This is a genomic window from Luteitalea sp. (genome assembly GCF_022842525.1).
Taxonomy (GTDB): Bacteria; Acidobacteriota; Vicinamibacteria; order Vicinamibacterales; family Vicinamibacteraceae; genus Luteitalea.
On the sequence record NZ_JALHPM010000088.1, the window covers coordinates 1 to 18,821 of the forward strand.

At 69.4% G+C, this 18,821-nt stretch carries 15 protein-coding genes; 4 read left to right on the top strand and 11 right to left on the bottom strand.

Features of this window, described 5'->3' with window-relative positions:
* Both Q0C41_RS17350 and tsaE read left to right on the top strand, forming a co-directional pair.
* On the top strand, positions 1-1,110 hold a 1,110-nt coding region (locus Q0C41_RS17350), incomplete at its 5' end, for an NAD(P)H-hydrate dehydratase (RefSeq protein ID WP_291985695.1).
* The gene (gene tsaE, locus Q0C41_RS17355) at positions 1,107-1,532 is read left to right on the top strand and encodes a tRNA (adenosine(37)-N6)-threonylcarbamoyltransferase complex ATPase subunit type 1 TsaE (protein ID WP_291985697.1); all 426 of its coding nucleotides are present in this window, start codon (positions 1,107-1,109) and stop codon (positions 1,530-1,532) included. The genes Q0C41_RS17350 and tsaE, both read left to right, overlap by 4 nt.
* A gap of 15 nt (positions 1,533-1,547) precedes the next feature.
* On the opposite strand, the gene Q0C41_RS17360 is transcribed toward tsaE, so the two are convergent.
* Both Q0C41_RS17360 and Q0C41_RS17365 read right to left on the bottom strand, forming a co-directional pair.
* Positions 1,548-1,829: a hypothetical protein gene (locus tag Q0C41_RS17360; protein WP_291985699.1), complete on the bottom strand. Its 282-nt coding sequence runs from the start codon at positions 1,827-1,829 to the stop codon at positions 1,548-1,550.
* Positions 1,826-2,650 carry an HAD-IB family phosphatase gene (locus Q0C41_RS17365; RefSeq protein ID WP_291985701.1) on the bottom strand — a complete coding sequence of 275 codons (825 nt, stop codon included), beginning with the start codon at positions 2,648-2,650 and terminating at the stop codon, positions 1,826-1,828. Before Q0C41_RS17365 ends, Q0C41_RS17360 begins: the two co-directional genes overlap by 4 nt.
* A 180-nt stretch (positions 2,651-2,830) precedes the next feature.
* Between Q0C41_RS17365 and Q0C41_RS17370 the strand changes: the two genes are divergently transcribed.
* Positions 2,831-3,946, top strand: a complete 1,116-nt coding sequence (locus Q0C41_RS17370; protein ID WP_291985703.1) for a GntR family transcriptional regulator — start codon at positions 2,831-2,833, stop codon at positions 3,944-3,946.
* Positions 3,947-3,963: 17 nt separating this feature from the next.
* On the opposite strand, the gene Q0C41_RS17375 is transcribed toward Q0C41_RS17370, so the two are convergent.
* The 9 genes from Q0C41_RS17375 to Q0C41_RS17415 all read right to left on the bottom strand — a co-directional run bounded on the left by Q0C41_RS17375 (position 3,964) and on the right by Q0C41_RS17415 (position 17,718).
* On the bottom strand, positions 3,964-4,857 hold the full coding sequence (locus Q0C41_RS17375; protein WP_291985705.1) for a PIG-L family deacetylase: 894 nt from the start codon (positions 4,855-4,857) through the stop codon (positions 3,964-3,966).
* Positions 4,858-5,069: 212 nt separating this feature from the next.
* On the bottom strand, positions 5,070-5,963 hold the full coding sequence (locus Q0C41_RS17380; RefSeq protein WP_291985707.1) for a PIG-L family deacetylase: 894 nt from the start codon (positions 5,961-5,963) through the stop codon (positions 5,070-5,072).
* A gap of 119 nt (positions 5,964-6,082) precedes the next feature.
* Entirely contained in the window at positions 6,083-7,627 is a 1,545-nt protein-coding gene (gene guaB / locus Q0C41_RS17385) for an IMP dehydrogenase (protein ID WP_291985709.1), read from the bottom strand.
* Positions 7,624-10,728, bottom strand: a complete 3,105-nt coding sequence (secA, locus tag Q0C41_RS17390; protein WP_291985711.1) for a preprotein translocase subunit SecA — start codon at positions 10,726-10,728, stop codon at positions 7,624-7,626. The genes guaB and secA overlap by 4 nt, the downstream gene beginning before the upstream one ends.
* Before the next feature lie 144 nt (positions 10,729-10,872).
* Positions 10,873-11,781, bottom strand: a complete 909-nt coding sequence (locus Q0C41_RS17395) for a M23 family metallopeptidase (protein WP_291985713.1) — start codon at positions 11,779-11,781, stop codon at positions 10,873-10,875.
* Positions 11,782-11,895: 114 nt separating this feature from the next.
* The gene (locus tag Q0C41_RS17400) at positions 11,896-13,392 is read right to left on the bottom strand and encodes a YifB family Mg chelatase-like AAA ATPase (RefSeq protein ID WP_291985714.1); all 1,497 of its coding nucleotides are present in this window, start codon (positions 13,390-13,392) and stop codon (positions 11,896-11,898) included.
* Between the two features lie 201 nt (positions 13,393-13,593).
* Entirely contained in the window at positions 13,594-15,228 is a 1,635-nt protein-coding gene (locus tag Q0C41_RS17405; protein WP_291985717.1) for a lytic transglycosylase domain-containing protein, read from the bottom strand.
* Positions 15,229-15,525: 297 nt separating this feature from the next.
* Complete coding sequence (locus tag Q0C41_RS17410) at positions 15,526-17,367, bottom strand: aldehyde dehydrogenase family protein (RefSeq protein ID WP_291985719.1); 1,842 nt, start codon at positions 17,365-17,367, stop codon at positions 15,526-15,528.
* 57 nt (positions 17,368-17,424) lie between these two features.
* Positions 17,425-17,718 carry a BMC domain-containing protein gene (locus Q0C41_RS17415; protein ID WP_291985721.1) on the bottom strand — a complete coding sequence of 98 codons (294 nt, stop codon included), beginning with the start codon at positions 17,716-17,718 and terminating at the stop codon, positions 17,425-17,427.
* Positions 17,719-17,830: 112 nt separating this feature from the next.
* Between Q0C41_RS17415 and Q0C41_RS17420 the strand changes: the two genes are divergently transcribed.
* The gene (locus Q0C41_RS17420; protein WP_291985723.1) at positions 17,831-18,709 is read left to right on the top strand and encodes a hypothetical protein; all 879 of its coding nucleotides are present in this window, start codon (positions 17,831-17,833) and stop codon (positions 18,707-18,709) included.
* The last annotated feature ends 112 nt before the right edge of the window (positions 18,710-18,821 follow it).

The window sequence follows — 18,821 nt, forward strand, 5'->3', positions numbered from 1 at the left end:
GTGGTCGCCGTCGATCTGCCGAGCGGGTTGCTGGCCGACACGCACGACGTGCCGGGGGAGGCCGTGCGCGCCACGGTCACGGTGTCGCTGGCCGCGCCGAAGATCTGCCACATCCTGCCGCCGGCGCGACGGGTGTGCGGAGATCTCGTCATCGCCGACATCGGCATCCCCGAAGTGATCATCGAGCGCCTCGACGGTCCGTACACCGAGGTCATCACCCGCGACGTGATGCGGACGGTGCTCGAACCGCGCGACCCGGATGCTCACAAGGGCGAGTTCGGGCGGGTGCTGATTGTCGCCGGGTCGATGGGCAAGAGCGGCGCGGCCCATCTCGCCGCGATGGCCGCCCTGCGATCGGGGGCCGGACTCGTCACGGTGGCCACCCCGCGATCGGTGCAACCGATTCTCGCGGCCATGGCGCCCGAGTACATGACGATCGGGCTGCCCGAGGATGCGTCGGGCCAGGTGACGGCCGCGGCCGTCGACCGGGTGCTCGAGGTGGCGACCGACGTGATCGCGCTGGGGCCGGGACTCGGCACCGGGGACGAGGTGCGCGCGTTCGTGCAGGGCGTGGTGGCGCGCGCGGGCGTGCCGATCGTGCTCGACGCCGATGGGCTCAACGCGTTCGCGGGCGAGCATGCCGCGCGCCTCACCGGCCGCGATGGCCACGACATCATCATCACGCCACACCCGGGAGAGATGGGGCGGTTGATGGGCCTGTCGACCGAGCAGGTGCAGAAGGACCGGGTGGCGGCGGCCCGGACCTTTGCCGAGCAGCACCAGTTGCACGTCGTGTTGAAGGGGCACCGCACGCTGATCGCGGCGCCGGAGGGCACGGTCGCGATCAACATGACCGGCAACCCCGGGATGGCGACGGGTGGGACCGGCGACGTGCTGACGGGCGTCATCGCCGGCTGGTTCGGTCAGTTGCTCGACGCCGAAGGGGCGGCACGCCTCGGCGTCTACCTGCACGGCCACGCCGGTGACCTGGCCATGGCCGATCTGGGCGAGGTGGCGTTGACCGCCTCCGATCTGCTGACCTACCTCGGTGATGCGGTGCTGGAACTGTCCGCGGAACGCACCCCGGCATCGTCGGACGGAGACGAGTGAGTCGGCAGCACACGACCTCCGAGGCAGAGACACGGGCGACCGCCCGCACCCTCGCGACGACGCTGAGGCCGGGCGCGGTGCTGTTGCTGCTCGGCGACCTCGGCGCGGGCAAGACCGCCTTCGTCCGCGGCCTGGCCGAGGGGCTCGGCATCGCCGAGGATGCGGTGAGCAGCCCGACGTTCACGCTGGTGCAGGAGTACAGAGGGGGACGGTTACCTCTGTACCATGCCGACCTGTATCGCCTGCCCGAAGGGGTCAGCCTCGACGACCTGGGCCTGGATGAGGTCGCCGAGGACGGCGTGTTGGCCATCGAGTGGCCCGAACGCCTGGCGCGACCGGTGCCCGGCGCCGTCGCGATCCGCATCGTCATCGACGACGACACCGCGCGCACGATCACGATCGACGCGACGCCGGCGGCGTGAGCGGGCGCCCCGGCGTCAGGCCGCTTCGGCCCGGCGTCCCGCCGGAACGGCCGACGCCGAGACGGCTGGCGTCGCGCGACGCATCGACCGGCGGTGGCGGTACTCGGCCCAACAGGCGGCCGTCAGCACGAGGATGTTGGACCCGATGACCGGTGGCGCCTGCATGACGAGCCCGTACGTCAGCCAGAGCGAGGCCCCGGCCATCTGCACGCGCCGCAGGGTGGCGTGCTCCTTCGTGAGATACGAGGCGGTGAAGACGGCCGTGGCCGTCCACCCGATGGAATCGGCGAGCGTCATGCCGACTCCGCCCGCAGCAACGCCGGCATCTCACCCAGGGTCACCTTGTCGGTGCGCGCCCGTTCCCAGTCCTGCAGCGTGAGCCCGTAGGTCGCGAAGAGTTCACGGATGCGCGTGGAACTCCAGCCGGCCACGTGCGCCAGGATGGGCACCATCACGCTGAGCGCACTGTCACTGAGCATGGTGCGGCGCGCGATGCGTGCCAGGTGACGGTTCTCCGAGACGGCGATGGTGAACCCGTCGCGGTTGTTGACGTGCAGCATGACGTGGACGTCCGAGCTGCCGTCGCCCACGTAGATGGTGTGCTCCGGACGGCTGCCGACGCGCGCCTCCAGATTCTCCAGCACCGCCACCTTGCCGTAGCCCGCGGGCACGTGCGTCACCGCCGTGACCTCGCCGCTGACCGCGTCGAACTCCAGCTCCGTGCCGAAGATGTGATCCTCGGGCACCACGCCCTCGAGCGCAGCGCAGATCACCTCGCGAGGCGCCGCCGAGATGACGAAGAACGAGAAGCGACAGCCCGGGATGCCCTTCTGGAGGACGTCGACCAGGTGCGGGATGTCCTGCTTGAGGCGTACGCGGCGCCCCGCCTCGACCAGGTGCTCACGCCGCACGGCCCTGAACTCGGGGTCGTGGCGGAGCAGGTAGGCGAGCTCGCCGCCCTGGTGGACGAGGTTGCTGCGAGCCAGGCCCGCCACCTTCTCTTCGAAACCCGAGGCGCCGATCAGTTGGCTCAGGACCACGCCAGAGTCGTTGAAGCTCAGGGTCTGGTCGAAGTCGCTCGCCACCACGAAATGCACCGGTTCCATCATGGTTGTCATATCACTCCCTGGGGTGTCCGAAGACCACCCGCAAAGTCAGCATAGCAACTCGAATGTGGTCTGACCAGTAACTTTTGTGTGAACGAGCGCTCTGATTCCACGTCAGCTCACGTTCAGAGCTCATCCATATTCAGAGTACCGTCTTGAACGGAGTCGCCAAGTTGTCATAACATTTGCGCCATGCAACGCACGGCGCTCGCCGTCCCGAAGTATCAGGTGGTCTTCGATGCGCTTCGCCGTGACATCGAGTCTGGCCGCCTGGCCGCCGGTGATCGGGTCCCCAGCGAAGCCGACCTCGTCGAGCGCTTCGGGAGTTCGCGCATCACCGTCGGGCGTGCGGTGCGGGATCTGCAGCAGCAGGGGCTGGTCGAGCGGCGCGTGGGGGCGGGCACGTTCGTCCGCGCGCCGGCGGTGGCCAGGGCCAGCGAGTGCACGTTCGGTGTCCTCGTACCGGATCTGCCCGACATCGAGATCTTCGAACCGCTGGTGCAGGGACTGCTGTCGGCCCCCGACGCCCAGCCCCACGCCTTCCTGTGGGGCGGCGGGGAATCGGCCGGGACGGGGCGCTCGGCGGCCGCCTGGGCGCGCGTCCAGCAGTACGTGGCGCGTCGCGTCGACGGCGTCTTCTTCGCGCCGCTCGAGGGGTTGGCGGCCGGCGACGACACCAACATCCGCATCGTCACGGCCCTCGACGAGGCCCGCATCCCCGTCGTCCTGCTCGACCGATCGGTGTACCCCTACCCGAAGCGCGGTCCGTACGACCTCGTCGGCATCGACAACCGGCGGGTGGGTTTTGCCATCACCGAGCATCTGGTGTCGGTCGGGGCACGGCGGGTGGCGTTTCTCGGGGCGGCCAGTGCCGCGTCCACCATCACGGCGCGCAAGGCGGGCTACCGTGAGGCCATCGACGTCCTGGGCGCCGATGCTGCGCTGGTCCAGGCGCCCGTGCCCTCACCGGCCGACCGAGCCGCGCTCTCGGCCTATCTGGACGCCTGGGCGCCCGACGCCGTCGTCTGCGCCCATGACCGTGGCGCCGCGCAGTTGATGCACGCGCTGCTGGCCCTGGGACGCCGCATCCCCGAGGACATCCGCCTCGCGGGCGTGGACGACGTCGAGTATGCGGGGTGGTTGCCGGTGCCCTTGACCACGATTCGGCAGCCGGTCCAGCAGATCGGCCAGGCGGCCGTCGCCGCCATGCTGGAGCGTCGCGCGCATCCGGAACGGCCCGCACGCGACATCTTCGTCCAGTGCACGCTGGTCGTCAGGGCGTCGTGTGGGGCCCGGATCCCTGCCTGACGACCGCGGACCCGCCGCTAGCGCGGGAACATCGCGCCGAGCGCCTCGGCCTTCACCTGACGGCCGTACTGATTGATCTGGAACGCCTCGGCGTACTTCACCTTCGAGCCGCGCTCCTGCCCGTACCTGGCGATCAGCTGCGGACGGAACTCGTCGGCCGCCGAGGCCAGCCACCCCTTCACCGTCTCCATGATGTAGGCCTTGCGGCCCGCCTCGTCCTTCGGCATGTTCGGCAGCGTGCGGCCCTGCCACGAGTCGGCATCGGCGAACTGCGACGGCATGGCGGCGATGCACTGGAACTTCTTGTCGGCCACGGCATCGATGTCCACGACCACGTCGGGACGGAACGGCGTCGGGTCGGTGAAGCCGTCGGCCGAGTTCAGGTAGATCGGATTGCCGTTGGTCGGCGGCGTATCGGGCACGAAGAACGCCGCACCCACGACCACCGCCGTGTCGTTGAGCAGGACCCCGACGTTGCGGTGATCGGGGTGGTAGTCGTACGGGCGATGGCCGATGACGATGTCGGCCTGCCAGTCCCGGATCTTGCGCGCGAAGGTGCGGCGCGTCTCGAGGTTCGGCACGAGCTCGCCGTCGTGGATGTCGAGCACGTCGGTGGTGATGCCGAGGATGCGCGCGCACTCCTTGACCTCGGCCGTGCGTCGGATGGCGAGAGGCCCGCCGGCCTGGCTGAAGTGCCCGATGTCGCCGTTGGTGGCGGAGACGAACTTCACCTTGTGGCCCTGCGCCGCCCACATGGTGGCGACGCCGGCGGCCTGCAGCTCGGCATCATCGGGGTGTGCCCCGAACACGATGACGCGGAGTTGACGAGCCGCGGGCGCCTGCGTCGCAGACGCAGCGACCCCGAGCGCAAGGAGACAGAGGGCGACACTGGGAAGAGTACGGTTACGCATGGGGACCCCGGACAGAACGGAGAAGACAGGACGGAGGAGAGAGGACGGAGGAGAGAGGACGGAGGAGAGAGGACGGAGGAGTGAGGTAGGGCCGAGGGACTGAAGGGGAAAGACGAACGCAGGTGGCGGAGGTGAGGACGACCTTCGTCCTCTGACCTCCGTCCTACCTCCGTCCTCACTCCTCGGTCCTCCGTCCTGATCCGACGTCTCCTCTACTTCGGGAACATCTCGCTCAGGGCGTCCATCTTGACCTGCCGCCCGTACTGATTCAGCTGGAAGGCTTCGGCGTACTTGACCTTCGAGCCACGCTCCTGCCCGTAGCGGGCGATCAACTGGGCGCGGTACTGGTCCGCCACCGCCGCCGTCCGCTGCTTGGCGAGTTCGAGCAGGTAGGCCGGCCGCTTGGCATCATCCTTCGGCACGTCGGGGCGGGTGCGTCCCTGCCAGGAATCGGCGTCACCGAACTGCGACGACATGGCGGTGACGCAGGCCCACTTCTTGTCGGCGGCGGCATCGATGTCCACCACGACGCTGGGCTCGAACGGCTTCGGGTCGATGAAGTTGTCCGAGTAGTTCAGGTAGATGGGGTTGCCCTGCGTGGGCGGCGTGTCGGGCACGAAGAACGCGGCGCCGACGACGACAGCGGTGTCGTTGAGCAGCACGCCGACGTAGCGGTGATCGGGATGGTAGTCGTAGGGGCGGTGGCCCATGACGATGTCGGCCTGCCAGTCGCGGATCTTGCGGGCGAACATCCGACGGTACTCGAGGCTGGGCTCGAGTTCGCCATCATGGATGTCGAGGACGTCGGTGGTGATGCCCATGATCCGGGCGCACTCCTGCACTTCCTTGGTGCGACGGATGGCGAGGGGGCCGCCGGCCTGACTGAAGTGCCCGATGTCGCCGTTGGTGGCGGCGACGAACTTGACCTTGTGACCGGCGGCCGCCCACAGCGAGGCGACGCCGGCCGCCTTCAGTTCGGCATCGTCGGGATGCGCGCCGAAGGCGATGATGCGAAGTTGACGCGGGGCCGACGGCTGGGTCGCGGAGACCGCGACGCCGAGGGCCAGCAGCGTGAGGCAGAGGGAGGGAAACAGGCGACGGGACATGTCGCGCATTCTACGGCGAAATGTCGCGAGGCCGACGGCGACGCGTCGCCGCGAGTTTGGCCCGCGCTGCGACGAACGCCACGCGCCAGGTGGGACGGACGGGTGGCCGGGGGCGACGCCTACCGCTCGATGCGGTAGTTCGGCGATTCCTTCGTGATGATCACGTCGTGGACGTGACTCTCGCGCTGTCCCGCGGGGGTGATGCGAATGAGCTGGGCGTCGGTCTGCAGGGACTCGATGTTGCGGCAGCCACAGTAGCCCATGCCGGCGCGCAGGCCGCCGACCAGCTGGTGGACCATCGCCGCGACCGATCCCTTGTGCGCCACGCGACCTTCGATGCCCTCGGGCACGAGCTTGTCGGTGCCCTCGCCGGTGACGACGTTGAGCTCGAACTCGTCCTGGAAGTAGCGGTCGCGGGAGCCCTTGCGCATGGCGCCGATCGAGCCCATGCCGCGGTATTCCTTGAACGACCGGCCCTGGTAGAGGATGACCTCGCCCGGGCTCTCGTCGGTCCCCGCAAACAGGCTGCCGATCATCACGGTGCTGCCGCCGACGGCGATCGCCTTGGTGATGTCGCCCGAGTAGCGGATGCCGCCATCGGCGATCACCGGGACGTCGAACGGCCTGGCGGCTCGCGCGCACTCGGCAATCGCCGACACCATCGGCACGCCGATGCCGGCGATGACGCGGGTGGTGCAGATCGATCCCGCGCCGATGCCGACCTTGACGGCGTCGACGCCAATCCGGATCAGGTCCTCGGTGGCCGCACCCGTCGCCACGTTGCCCGCCACCAGGTCCACGGAGGGGAACTTGCTGCGCAGACGACGCACCATCTCCATGACGCCGACCGAGTGGCCGTGCGCGGTGTCGATGACCAGCACATCGACATGGGCGGCGACGAGCGCCTCGGCGCGTTCGATGGTGTCCTTGGCGATGCCCACGGCGGCGCCGACGCGGAGGCGTCCGAGGTCGTCCTTGCACGCCATCGGGTACTTGATGGCCTTCTGGATGTCCTTGACGGTGATCAGCCCCTTGAGCCGGTACTCGTGATCGACGACGAGCAGCTTCTCGACCTTGTGGGTGTGCAGGATGTCCTGCGCCTGGTCGAGCGTCGTGCCCACCGGAACCGTAATCAGGTTCTCACGCGTCATGATCTCCGCGATCGGCCGCTCGAGGCGGGTCTCGAAGCGGAGGTCGCGGTTGGTGAGAATGCCGACGAGGCGGCCTTCCTTGCTGCCGTCCTCGGTGATCGGCACGCCGGAGATGCGGTACTGGCGCATCAACTGGTGCGCCTCGGCGATCGAGTGCGTCGGCGACAGCGTGATCGGATTGACGATCATGCCGCTCTCGGACCGCTTGACCCGGTCGACCTCGTTGGCCTGGTCCTCGATCGGCAGGTTCTTGTGGACGATGCCGATGCCACCCTGCTGCGCCATCGCGATGGCCAGGCCGGACTCGGTCACGGTGTCCATGGCGGCGCTGGCCAGCGGGACGTTCAGGCGGATGTTGCGCGTGAACCGCGACGAGATGTCCACCTGGCTCGGCAGAGGCTCGGAGCGCTGCGGCACGAGCAGGATGTCGTCGAAGGTGAGGGCCGTCTGCAGCCCGCGCTCGACCTGTTCGGCCGGCGAGAGCGCCGCAAGGGGAGTGTCCGTCGTCGTCATAGACCCGCTCCGTGGCACTTCTTGTACTTCTTGCCGCTGCCGCACGGGCAATCGTCGTTGCGGCCGACCTTCGGGACGTCGCGACGCACCGGGCGGTGCACGTCGTCGCCACCGACCCGCGCCGGCCTGGGCGCCGCGCCCGCCGCGGTCGTGGGCGCACCGAAGATGCCGCCACCTGTGCCGGCCGCAGGCGGCGCCGGACGGTTCTCCTGCACGCGCTTGGGCTGCGAGAAGATCTCCGGCACGGCCGCCTTGCGCACCGCGGGTGCCGCCGCCGGGGCCGCCGGTGCCACGTCGACCTGCTCGGAGGCCTCGAGGTCCGGCCCCTGCGGCTCGGACCGGTTGAACATCGGTCGCAGGCGCCACAGGTAGCGCACGGTCTCTTCGTCCACGCGCTGCTTCATCGCGGCGAAGAGTGCGTAGCTCTCCTTCTTGTACTCGACCAGCGGATCCCGCTGACCGTAGCCGCGCAGCCCGATGCCTTCCTTGAGGTGGTCGAGGCTGTAGAGGTGATCCTTCCACTGACCGTCGACGACCTGCAGGGCGAGGTTGCGCTCGATCGGCGCGAGCACTGCGCGCCCAGCGACGCCGAGCCGGGCGTCACCCTCGGCCGCCGTCATCTGCTCGAAGAACGTCGGCCCGGCGATCTGGGGGATGACCTCCTCGGGCAACTGCAGCAGGTCGCGGCCGACGGCCGCTTCCTTCTCGACGTACTGCTCCTCGACTTCGGCCCACAGCTCGTCGTGAATCTGCTCGGCGTTCATCTCCTCGAGCGGCAGGTCGCGGATGATGGCCTCGTCGAGGTCGAACACGCGGATGGCTTCCTCGCGCAACTGGCCGAGGTCCCACTGCTCGGGATTGTCCTTGTTGCCGGCGTACTCCTGCACGAGGTTCGACAGCACTTCGTCGGCGAGCACCAGCAGGTACTCGCGCGAGTCGACGTCGCCATCCTCGAGGCGGATGCGCCCCTGGAGCAACTGCAGGCGCAGCGCGTACACGCTCTCGCGCTGCTTGTTCATCACGTCGTCGTACTCGAGCAGGTGCTTGCGGATGCCGAAGTTCTGCGCCTCGACCTGCTTCTGCGCGCGCTGGATGGCCTTGGTGACCATCTTGCTCTCGATCGGCACGCCCTCTTCCATCCCGAGGCGCTGCATCAACCCCGAGATGTTGGCCGACCCGAAGATGCGCATCAGGTCGTCTTCGAGCGACAGGTAGAAGCGCGACGACCCCGGATCGCCCTGACGGCCGGCACGACCGCGCAGCTGGTTGTCGATGCGCCGCGACTCGTGGCGCTCGGTGCCGACGATGTGCAGCCCCCCGAGGGAGACGACCTTGTCGTGCTCCGCGCGACACTCGTCGTCGAAGCTCCGGAAGATGTGCTCCCACGTCGGGGTGGGCACGCGATAGAAGGTGTCGAGATGACGGAAGTAGACGAACTCCTCGTCGTCGACGTACTTTTCCTGGCCGCGGGGCACCTTCTCCGCGACCTCCTCGGCGAGGCACTGCTGCCGCGCCATGTACTCGGCGTTGCCGCCGAGGAGGATGTCCGTGCCGCGGCCGGCCATGTTCGTGGCGACGGTGACCTTGCCGAGGCGGCCCGCCTGCGCGACGATCTCGGCTTCCTGCGCGTGGTACTTGGCGTTGAGCACGACGTGCTTGACGCCCTTGCGCTTCAGCATGGTCGACAGCAGTTCGGACTTCTCGACCGACACGGTGCCGACCAGTACCGGCCGGCCCTCGGCCTGGCGCGTCGCGATGTCGTCGACGATGGCATCGTACTTCTCGCGCTGCGTGCGGAAGACGGTGTCGGGTTCCTCGATGCGGATGAGGGGCCGGTTGGTCGGCACCTGGATGACATCGAGCTTGTAGATCTTGTTGAACTCTTCGGCCTCGGTGTCGGCCGTGCCCGTCATGCCCGAGAGCTTGTCGTACTTCCGGAAGAAGTTCTGGAAGGTGATGGTGGCGAGCGTCTGGTTCTCACGCTCGATCTTGACGCCTTCCTTGGCCTCGACCGCCTGGTGCAGCCCGTCACTCCAGCGACGCCCCGGCATGATGCGACCGGTGTGCTCGTCGATGATGACGACCTGCCCCTCCTCGTTGACGATGTACTCGACGTCGCGACGGAAGAGCGTGTGGGCGCGCAGGCCCTGCTGCACATGGTGGAGCAGGGGCATGTTGGCCGGGTCGTACAACCCGCCCGGCTGCAGGCGATGCGCCAGCAGTTGTTCGGCGTGCGCCATGCCGCCTTCGGTGAGGCTCGCGGTCTTGTGCTTCTCGTCGACGATGTAGTCGCCCGTCGCCTCGAGCGCCTCGCGCTCCTCGGCCTTGACCTGGCCCTGAATCACCGCGCCCGGCTTGAGGCGCGGGATGATGCGATCCACCTCGTAGTAGAGGTCGGTCGACTCCTCGGCCGGGCCGGAGATGATCAGCGGCGTCCGCGCCTCGTCGATGAGGATGCTGTCGACTTCGTCGACGATGGCGAAGAAGTGGCCCCGCTGCAGCACCATCTGCGACAGGTCGAACTTCATGTTGTCGCGCAGGTAGTCGAAGCCGAACTCGTTGTTGGTGCCGTACGTGATGTCGGCGCCGTACTGGCGCTGCCGTTCCTCGTCGCGCAGGTCGTGCTGGATGACGCCGACGCTCATGTCGAGGAAGCGGTAGATGCGCCCCATCCACTCCGAGTCGCGCCGCGCGAGGTAGTCGTTCACCGTCACGACGTGCACGCCTCGACCGGCCAGCGCATTGAGGTAGGCCGGCAAGGTGGCGACCAGGGTCTTGCCCTCGCCGGTCTTCATCTCGGCGATGCGGCCGCGGTGCAGCACGACGCCGCCGATCAACTGGACGTCGTAGTGGCGCATGTGCACCACGCGGCGACCGGCCTCGCGGACCACGGCGAAGGCCTCGGGCAGCAGATCGTCGAGCGTCTCCCCCTTGGCGAAACGCTCCCTGAACTCGGCAGTCTTGCCGCGCAACTGGGCGTCGCTCAGCTGCTGCATGGATGGCTCGAGCCCGTTGATGCGAGCGACGAGCGGCTGGATCCGCTTCAGCTCGCGTTCGTTCTGCGTGCCGATGACCTTGGAGAGAAGGGTGTCGAGAACCAAAGGGTGACTACCAGAGGGCGGACCCGGAAGCGGGCACCGCGATCCTTCGATTGTAGGGAAGGGGACCGAACGAGGCAACCCTGCCCGCGCCTGCATCGCTCGGCGACGGCGGACGTTCAGGGGCCGCCGGGACGGCGGAACGAGCTACGACGACGCGTCTCGCGCGACGAGGTACTGCAACGGATTGACGGCGCGGCCGTCGATCCACACCTCGTAATGGAGATGGGTGCCCGTGGAGCGACCGGTCGAGCCGGCGTACCCGACGATCTGCCCGCGGGTGACCGAGAGGCCGGGACGCACGGCGTGGCGCGACAGATGGGCGTACCGCGTCTCGATGCCGAAGCCGTGCGACACGATGACGAGGTTGCCATACTCGGGGTGGTACCGGGCGTCCTTGATGACGCCGTCGGCCGTCACGTGCACCGGCGCGCCGAGGTCGACATCGAGGTCGAGCCCCGGATGCATGCTGGCCGCCGCCGTGAACGGGTCGCGCCGGGCGCCAAAGCCCGAACTCAGGGCGCCGAGGGCTGGCCAGATGGCCGGCGTGGCGCGGGCCAGTGCGGCACGCCGCTCGAGGCGCGGACGCGCCGTTTCGAGTCGCGTCTCGAGCACGGACAGCATCTGCCGCACGACACCCATGGGGTCCGGCGGCATCGTCGGGCCGGCAAGGGCCTGACGGGCGGCGGCGGGGGAGAGCCCGCCCAGGGCCTGCTGCTGGACGGCACGGGGCAGGCGCGCCATCGCGGTGCGCTCGTCGGCGCTCGGCGACAACTGCGACAGATCCTCGACGACCGTCTGGAGCGACGAGATCTGGGATGTCAACGCGCCGGTGGCCGCCCGGATGGTGCCGTTCTCGTCGCGCAGCGCCACCAGTTCGGCTTCGAGCGCCGCCCGCTGCCAGGCCGCCTTGCGCGCCGCGCCAAGCGCCATCAACACCGGAATCGTACACACCACCAGGGCCACGACCGCCAGCGATCGGAGCGAGAGGGTGAAGCGGCGGACCACTCCGGTCCGGCGATTCGCGATGATGACGCTGTAACGCGTGGAACGCATGCACTCTCCTGGGCCTGGTGCGCGAATGAACCGCGACCGGGACCGGTGCTCCCGCCTGGCGAGATGGATATTGGGAGTGCCTCGGGGGCGAGGGCTCCCGAGGCAAGGCGCAGTCTAGCACGGCCGGAACTGCAGCGCTTCAGCCAGATGCGACCGCTCCACGCCCGTGGATCCGCCCAGATCGGCGATGGTGCGTGCGACGCGGAGCAGTCGATCTGCGGCGCGTGCACTCAGATCGAGACGAGTCATCGCCTGCGCGAGGAGCCCGCTGACGCGGGGATCCCTGCGAAGGGCATCGAGCGGCGCGCCCACCAGGCGACTGTTGACTCGGCCCTGCCTTCCCGCCTGCTGGTGCCTCGCCGCGATTACTCGCGCGCGAATGGCCTCGGACCCCTCGGCGGTCACCCTCGGCCCGGTCAGGGCCTCCACCTCCACGGGCGGCACCTGCACCACGAGGTCGATGCGATCCAGCAGTGGCCCTGACACACGGGAGGCGTAGCGCTCGGCGTCTCCCGGTCGGCACCGACAGGCCCGCCGCGGATGGCCGCGGTAGCCGCAGGGGCACGGGTTCATGGCGGCCACGAGGAGGAATCCCGCGGGAAAGGTCACGCTGCGGGTGGCCCGCGCCAGATGGACGACCCCGTCCTCCAGCGGCTGGCGCAGGACGTCCAGCGTGCGACGTTCGAACTCGGGCAGTTCGTCGAGGAGCAACACGCCATGGTGGGCGAGGCTGATCTCGCCGGGCCGCGGCTGCGAGCCTCCGCCAACCAGCGCTGCCGTCGACACGGTGTGATGCGGCGCCCGGAATGGCCGCAGGGGAAGCAGGCCGCCCTCGGGAGGCACGAGGCCGGCCGCGGAGTGCACGGCCGTCGCCTCCAGCGCCTCCTCGAAGGTCCACGGCGGGAGCAGGCCCGGCAGGCGACGCGCCAGCATCGACTTGCCGGCCCCCGGGGGGCCGGTGAAGAGCAGGTTGTGATGCCCCGCGGCCGCGATCTCGAGCGCACGTCTCGCGAGCGCCTGCCCCTGGACGTCGGCGACGTCGGGCGCATCGACTTGGGCGACCCTGGGGATCGCCGCCGCGGGGAGCGGCGGCGGCTCGCTGCCGTCCTGCAGCGCACGGAGGGCCTCGGTCAACGTACTGGCGCCACGCACGTCCACGCCGGGCACCAGCCTGGCCTCGGGGACGTTGCCACGCGGCACGACGACGAGGTCCATGTCGGCGGCCCTGGAGGCCAGTGTGGCTGGCAGGACCCCTCGACAGGGCAGCGCCCGCCCGTCCAGCGCCAGTTCGCCGAGCACGACCGCGCGGGCCGTCAGCGCTGGCGACAGCTGCCCGGAGGCCGCGAGGACCGCCACGGCGATGGGCAGGTCGAAACTGCTCCCGGCTTTCCGCAGGTCGGCCGGCGAGAGATTGACGGTGATCCGATGCGGAGGGAAGTCGAGGCCCACGCTGCGGATGGCGCTGCGGACCCGGTCGCGGCTCTCACGCACGCTGGCGTCGGGCAGACCGACGATGGTGAACCCCGGGAGGCCGTGGCTGACATCGGCCTCGACGTGGACGAGTTCGGCCGACACCCCCACCAGCGCTGCAGTGAACGTCGAGGCAAGCACGCCGTCCCTCCTGCAAGGAGCGGGGCGGTTGCCGGTCAGCCGGAATCGCGCCAGAAACAGCCGTCCCTTGCGCGCCGAGCCTGATCGGCATGCAGAAACTGCCACGCGGTCGCGGCCGGCAGGATGCGGGAATCGCGATCCGCAGAAACGACAAAGGCGCCCGAGCGGGCGCCTCTGTGGTGACGACGGGTGCGGCGACGACTACTGAGCGCTGCGCGACCGGGCCACGCGAATGGTGAGCCGGTCGCCCACGTCCAGCCGCGTGTCCTTCATGCGGTTCCAGGTGCGCAGCTCGGCCACGCTCACGTCATACGCATTGGCGATGCCGTAGAGCGTCTCACCGCGCTTCACCCGATGGGTCGTCACCCGCGCGTCATCGTCATCGGACGTGGCTGTGGCGCGGCTCGCGACCGCCGACTCGGCCTGCCGGGTCGGCGGGGCCGTGCGTGGGGCACTGGCGAGCAAGGGCGCCGACGGCGCGCGAGGAATGAGCAGCTTCTGGCCGGCGCGGACCGACGCGCGCTGGGAGATGCCGTTGGCTTCCGCGAGGTCGGAGCGCGCCACGCCGAGGGTGCGGGCGATGGAGGCCAGCGATTCCCGACGACGGACGGTGTGGAACTTCAGCGCGGAGAGTTCGCTCGGCCCGGCCGCGGCCAGTTTGGTCGACAGGATCGGCCCGGTCCCGGCAGGGACCTTCACTTCGTAGTTGGCAAACCGCAGCGGCGTCGTCCATCGACGCAGCTCCGGATTGAGCGCCTGAATCTCGTCGATCGAGGCGCCGGTCCACTCGGCCACGCGCCGGAGGTCCACCGCGTTGCCGACCTGCACCTTGTCGTAGGCCAGGGTCTCGATGGGCGTCGGCTCGAAGCCGTACTGCGTGGGGTTCTTGGCGATGATCACGGCCGCGAGAATCATCGGGACGTACTCGCGGGTCTCACGCGGCAGGTAGCGGTCGTTGGCCGTGAGCTCCCAGAAGTCCTCGACGCGCGCCGCCTTCATGGCCCGCTGCACCCGCCCGGGCCCACCGTTGTAGGAGGCCATGGCCAGATGCCAGTCGGAGAACATGCCGTAGAGCTGCTTGAAGTAGCGGGCCGCCGCGCGGGTGGCCTTCTCGGGATCCGCGCGCTCGTCGATGTACCAGTCCTGCTTCAGGCCGAAGTCCCCGGCCGTGCCGCGCATGAACTGCCACATGCCGCGGGCGCTGGCGCGCGACAGTGCCGTCGGCTTGAACGCGCTCTCGATGAGCGGGACGTACGCGAGATCCAGCGGCACGCCTTCGGCGCGGAAGACGCTCTGGACCATCGGCAGGTACTTGCCGCCTCGCTGCAGACCGCCCGCCAGGAACTCGCGCAGACGGCCCTGGAACAGCTCCACGTAGTGCAGGACGCGGTCGTTGAGCGGAATCGGGATGTCGTGCGACGTCTGGGCGAGATCGAACTGCACCGTCTGCTCGACGGCGCGCCCAGCAGGCGCGGTCGGGGCAAAGGTGGCCACCTCCAGCAACTGATCGATGGCGGCCGGCTCGGAGGGCTTCTCGGTGAAGCCGTCGCCCTTCTGGAGGGCGAGGGTCTCGTGCGCCGCGATGCGGTCGACGAGACGGTCGAAGTGCGTGCGGAGCCTCGGGTCCACGCGGGCGCCCTGCGGCGCATCCAGCAGGACGTCGACGGCCTTGTCGAAGGCGACGCGGGCCTGTTCGAGGTGGCCGAGCGACAACTCGGTCTCACCAAGCGTGAAGAGCCGATCCGCTTCCGCGATCAACGTCGCGGTCGGGTCGACCAGCACCGCGGGCGTGGGCGCGACGACGGCCGCCGCGGTGGGCGCGGCAGGGGTCGGCACCACCGCAACCTGCGGGGCGGGGTGGCGGCTGCATGCCGCCGTCAAGAGGAGGACTGCAACAGGCAGCCCGAACGTTCGTCGCATCTGGGCGCTCCCCTGCCAGACCGGCCGCACCCGATGTGCAGCTGACCGGCGGGTGGCTCGTGCCGGGAGGGCAGAGCCGGTCAGGTGTTCCCTGCAGGCCGAAACCTGCGAACGAAGTTGGGGTCCGGATTGACCGGACAGGATCCAAATACTTGGACTGAAATCCAGCCGTTCGGCGGACCCGCGGAAGGTAGCACCCCGCGGGGAGCCGGGTCAAGACAGCCGAGTCACGTCCTGGCCGCTCGGGTCGCCGACGAAGACGGCATGCGTGTCGCCCAGTTCGCGGGCGGCGGGCGTCACGATGGCGCGGGGAGCCAGACGGATGCGCCGCCCCGCCTTGAGGGCCTGCCGCACATCGTCTTCACACACGAAATCGACCGCCGGGCCAGTGTTCTCCACCTCGAGCGGCGGAGGAGGGCCAGGCGGCGGCGCGGGTAGGGCCCGCTCTCCGAGCGGGCCGTCAGCGGGAGACGACGACCGACGGCTCGGAGAGCCGTCCCTACCCACCACGACCGCCGTGTCCGTCATGATCCCCCGACTCGCCAGGAAGCCGTCGATGCGGCTGGACAGCGTGGCGGCGTCGAGGGTTCGGACGCGTTCGGGGACGGCGGGCCTGAGACTGGAGCCGGTGTCGGACATGGGAGATCCCTGCACGGGCGACGGGGCCGCTGGCGCCGAGGCCGGCCGCAGTTCATAGGCCACCCGCTTGATGTTGAGCAGGTGCATCGGCGAGATGTTGTCGGACGTGATGTTGCCGCCGTAGCCGCCGCAGCCGAGCGTCAGGGCCGGATCGAGCCCGGTCGTCAGGCCGACCGACCCATGCGTGGTCGGCGTGTTGACCACGATGCGAAACGCCGGCTTGTGCAGGCCGAACTCGAGGATGACCTGGTCGTCGGTGGCGTGCACCGACATCGTGTGACCCATGCCGCCGTAACGGAGAATCTCCTTGCAGCGCTCGCATCCGGCCCGCCAGTCGTCGACGACGAAGTAGGACAGCACCGGGCAGAGCTTCTCGATGGACAGGGGATGCTCGCGGCCGACGCCCGAGAGTTCGGCAATCAGGGCCCGAGTCCCCGGCGGCACCGACAGGCCGACGATGCGCGCAATCTCGAGGGCGGTCTTGCCCACCAGTGTGGGGTTGGGCAGGCGCTGCGGCGTCACCAGGACCGCGGCCAGCGCCTGCGCGTCGGCGGAAGAGAGGAAGTGGCCGCCGTTGGCGGTCAGCGCCGCCCTGAGGGCGCCGTCGATGGCGCGGTCAGCCACGATCGAGTTCGGCGACGAGCAGAGCAGACCGTTGTCGAACGACTTGCCGAGCAGGATGTCGCGCGCGGCCTTGGCGACGTCGGCCGTCTGGTGCACATAGCAGGGCGCATTGCCCGGGCCGACGCCGTAGGCGGGCTTGCCGGCCGAGTAGGCGGCGCGCACCAGGCCGAGGCCGCCGGTGGCGAGGATGACCGCCACCTCGCGCTGCCGCATCAGTTCCTGCGTGCCCTCGAGCGTGACGGTGGTCATCCAGCCGATCACGCCCGCGGGGGCGCCGGCCTGGGCCGCGGCGGCGGCCATGATCTCGGCCGTGCGACTGATGCAACCGGCGGCCGACGGGTGGGGGCTGATGACGATCGCGCAGCGGGCCTTGAGCGCAATCAGGATCTTGTAGATCGCCGTGGAGGTCGGGTTGGTGGACGGCACGATCGCCGCCACGACGCCGAACGGCTCGGCGATCTCGATGATCTTCCTGGCCTCGTCGCGGCGGAGCACGCCCACGGTCCGCATCGGCCGGATGAACTCGTACACCCGCTCGGCGGCGAAGCGGTTCTTCGTGATCTTGTCGGCGTAGACGCCAAAGCCGGTCTCGTCCACGGCCATCCGCGCCAAGGCCTCGACCTGCGGCGTCACGGCCGCGGCCATGGCGTCGACGATGGCGTCGATGCGGTCCTGGGGAAGCTCGGCGAGCTGAGCCTGGGCGACGCGAGCCGCGCGCGCGAGGCGACGGGCCTCGGCGATGGAGGCGAGGTCCCGGTCGGAGGACGGCTTGGCAGCTGGAGCGTCGGCCATGCGACAGGAGCAGGCGCGGTCCGCCGGACGAGGCGGGGCGCGCGGAGCCGGAAAGCGCTACTTGCCGGCCTGAACGGGGCCGGGCTTCGGGAGAATCCGTTCGACTTCGGCGTGCGGGCGGGGGATGACGTGCACCGAGATGAGTTCGCCGACCCGGCGGGCGGCGGCGGCGCCGGCGTCGGTGGCGGCCTTGATGGCGCCGACATCACCGCGGGCCATCACCGTGACGTACCCGGCCCCGATGTATTCCTTGGCGATCAACTGGACGTTCGCGGCCTTCACCATCGCGTCTGCTGCTTCGATGGCGCCGATGAGGCCACGGGTTTCGATGAGTCCGAGGGCGTCTCCCATGAAATCGTGCGGACTCTAGCATGTTGCTCCCCGAGCCGCAACGGTTTACCCTAGCGTGTTTTGCTGCGACGTCCGGTCGCGGCCACCCCTTTGCTTCGAGGAGTCTTCCGGCGTGAAACCCATTGCCGCCTGTGTTGTCGTGGCCCTGGCCCTGTCGGCCGTGGGCGGATGCAAGAAGAAGGTCGACGATCAGCCGCCCGTCGCGACCGCGACGTTCTCGTCCAGTCGGGCGAAGGCGCCGCTCGGGAGCCCGCTGGATCTGACCTATCGCTTCGTCGTGGCGGCCAATGCGCCGGCCTTCGACAAGGAATACCGCGTACTGGTCCACTTCCTGGACTCGGACGACCAGCTGATGTGGACCGACGACCACTTCCCGCCCACCCCGACGAAGGCGTGGAAGCCGGGGCAGCGCGTGGAGTACTCGCGGACCATGTTCGTGCCGCAGTACCCCTACATGGGACAGACGACGGTCCGCGTCGGCTTGTACGACCCGGAAACCGGCGCGCGCCTGCCGCTCGGCGGCGAGAACGACGGGCAGCGGGCCTACAAGGCGGGCACGATCGAACTGCTGCCGGCCTCCGACAACGTCTTCGTCCAGTTCAAGGACGGCTGGCACAACGCCGAGGTCGCTGCCGAGAACGCGCAGGTCGAATGGCAGTGGACCAGGAAGACGGCCACGCTCGCGCTCCGCAATCCGCGCCGCGACGCCACCTTCTTCCTGCACTTCGACGGCCGGCCCGACCTCGTGCCCGGGCAGACCGTCACCGTGCGCATCGGCGACCAGGTGCTCGATACCTATCCGCTGGTGCTCAACGAGGAAGTCATCCGCCGGATTGCCATCACGGCCGCCCAGTTCGGGGACGCGGAGAACGTCGACCTCACCATCGAGGTGAACCAGGCGTTCGTGCCGGCGCAGACGCCGGCCGCCCAGTCGACCGACCCGCGCGAACTCGGGATTCGCGTCTTCCACGCCTTCATCGAGCCGAAGTAGGCGTGGCGGGGTAGGGCCGGCTCTCCGAGCCGGCCGTCGCCTCACCCACGCCTTGCGCCGACGGCCCGCTCGGAGAGCGGGCCCTCCCCGCACAGGGCATCGTTGCCCCCTG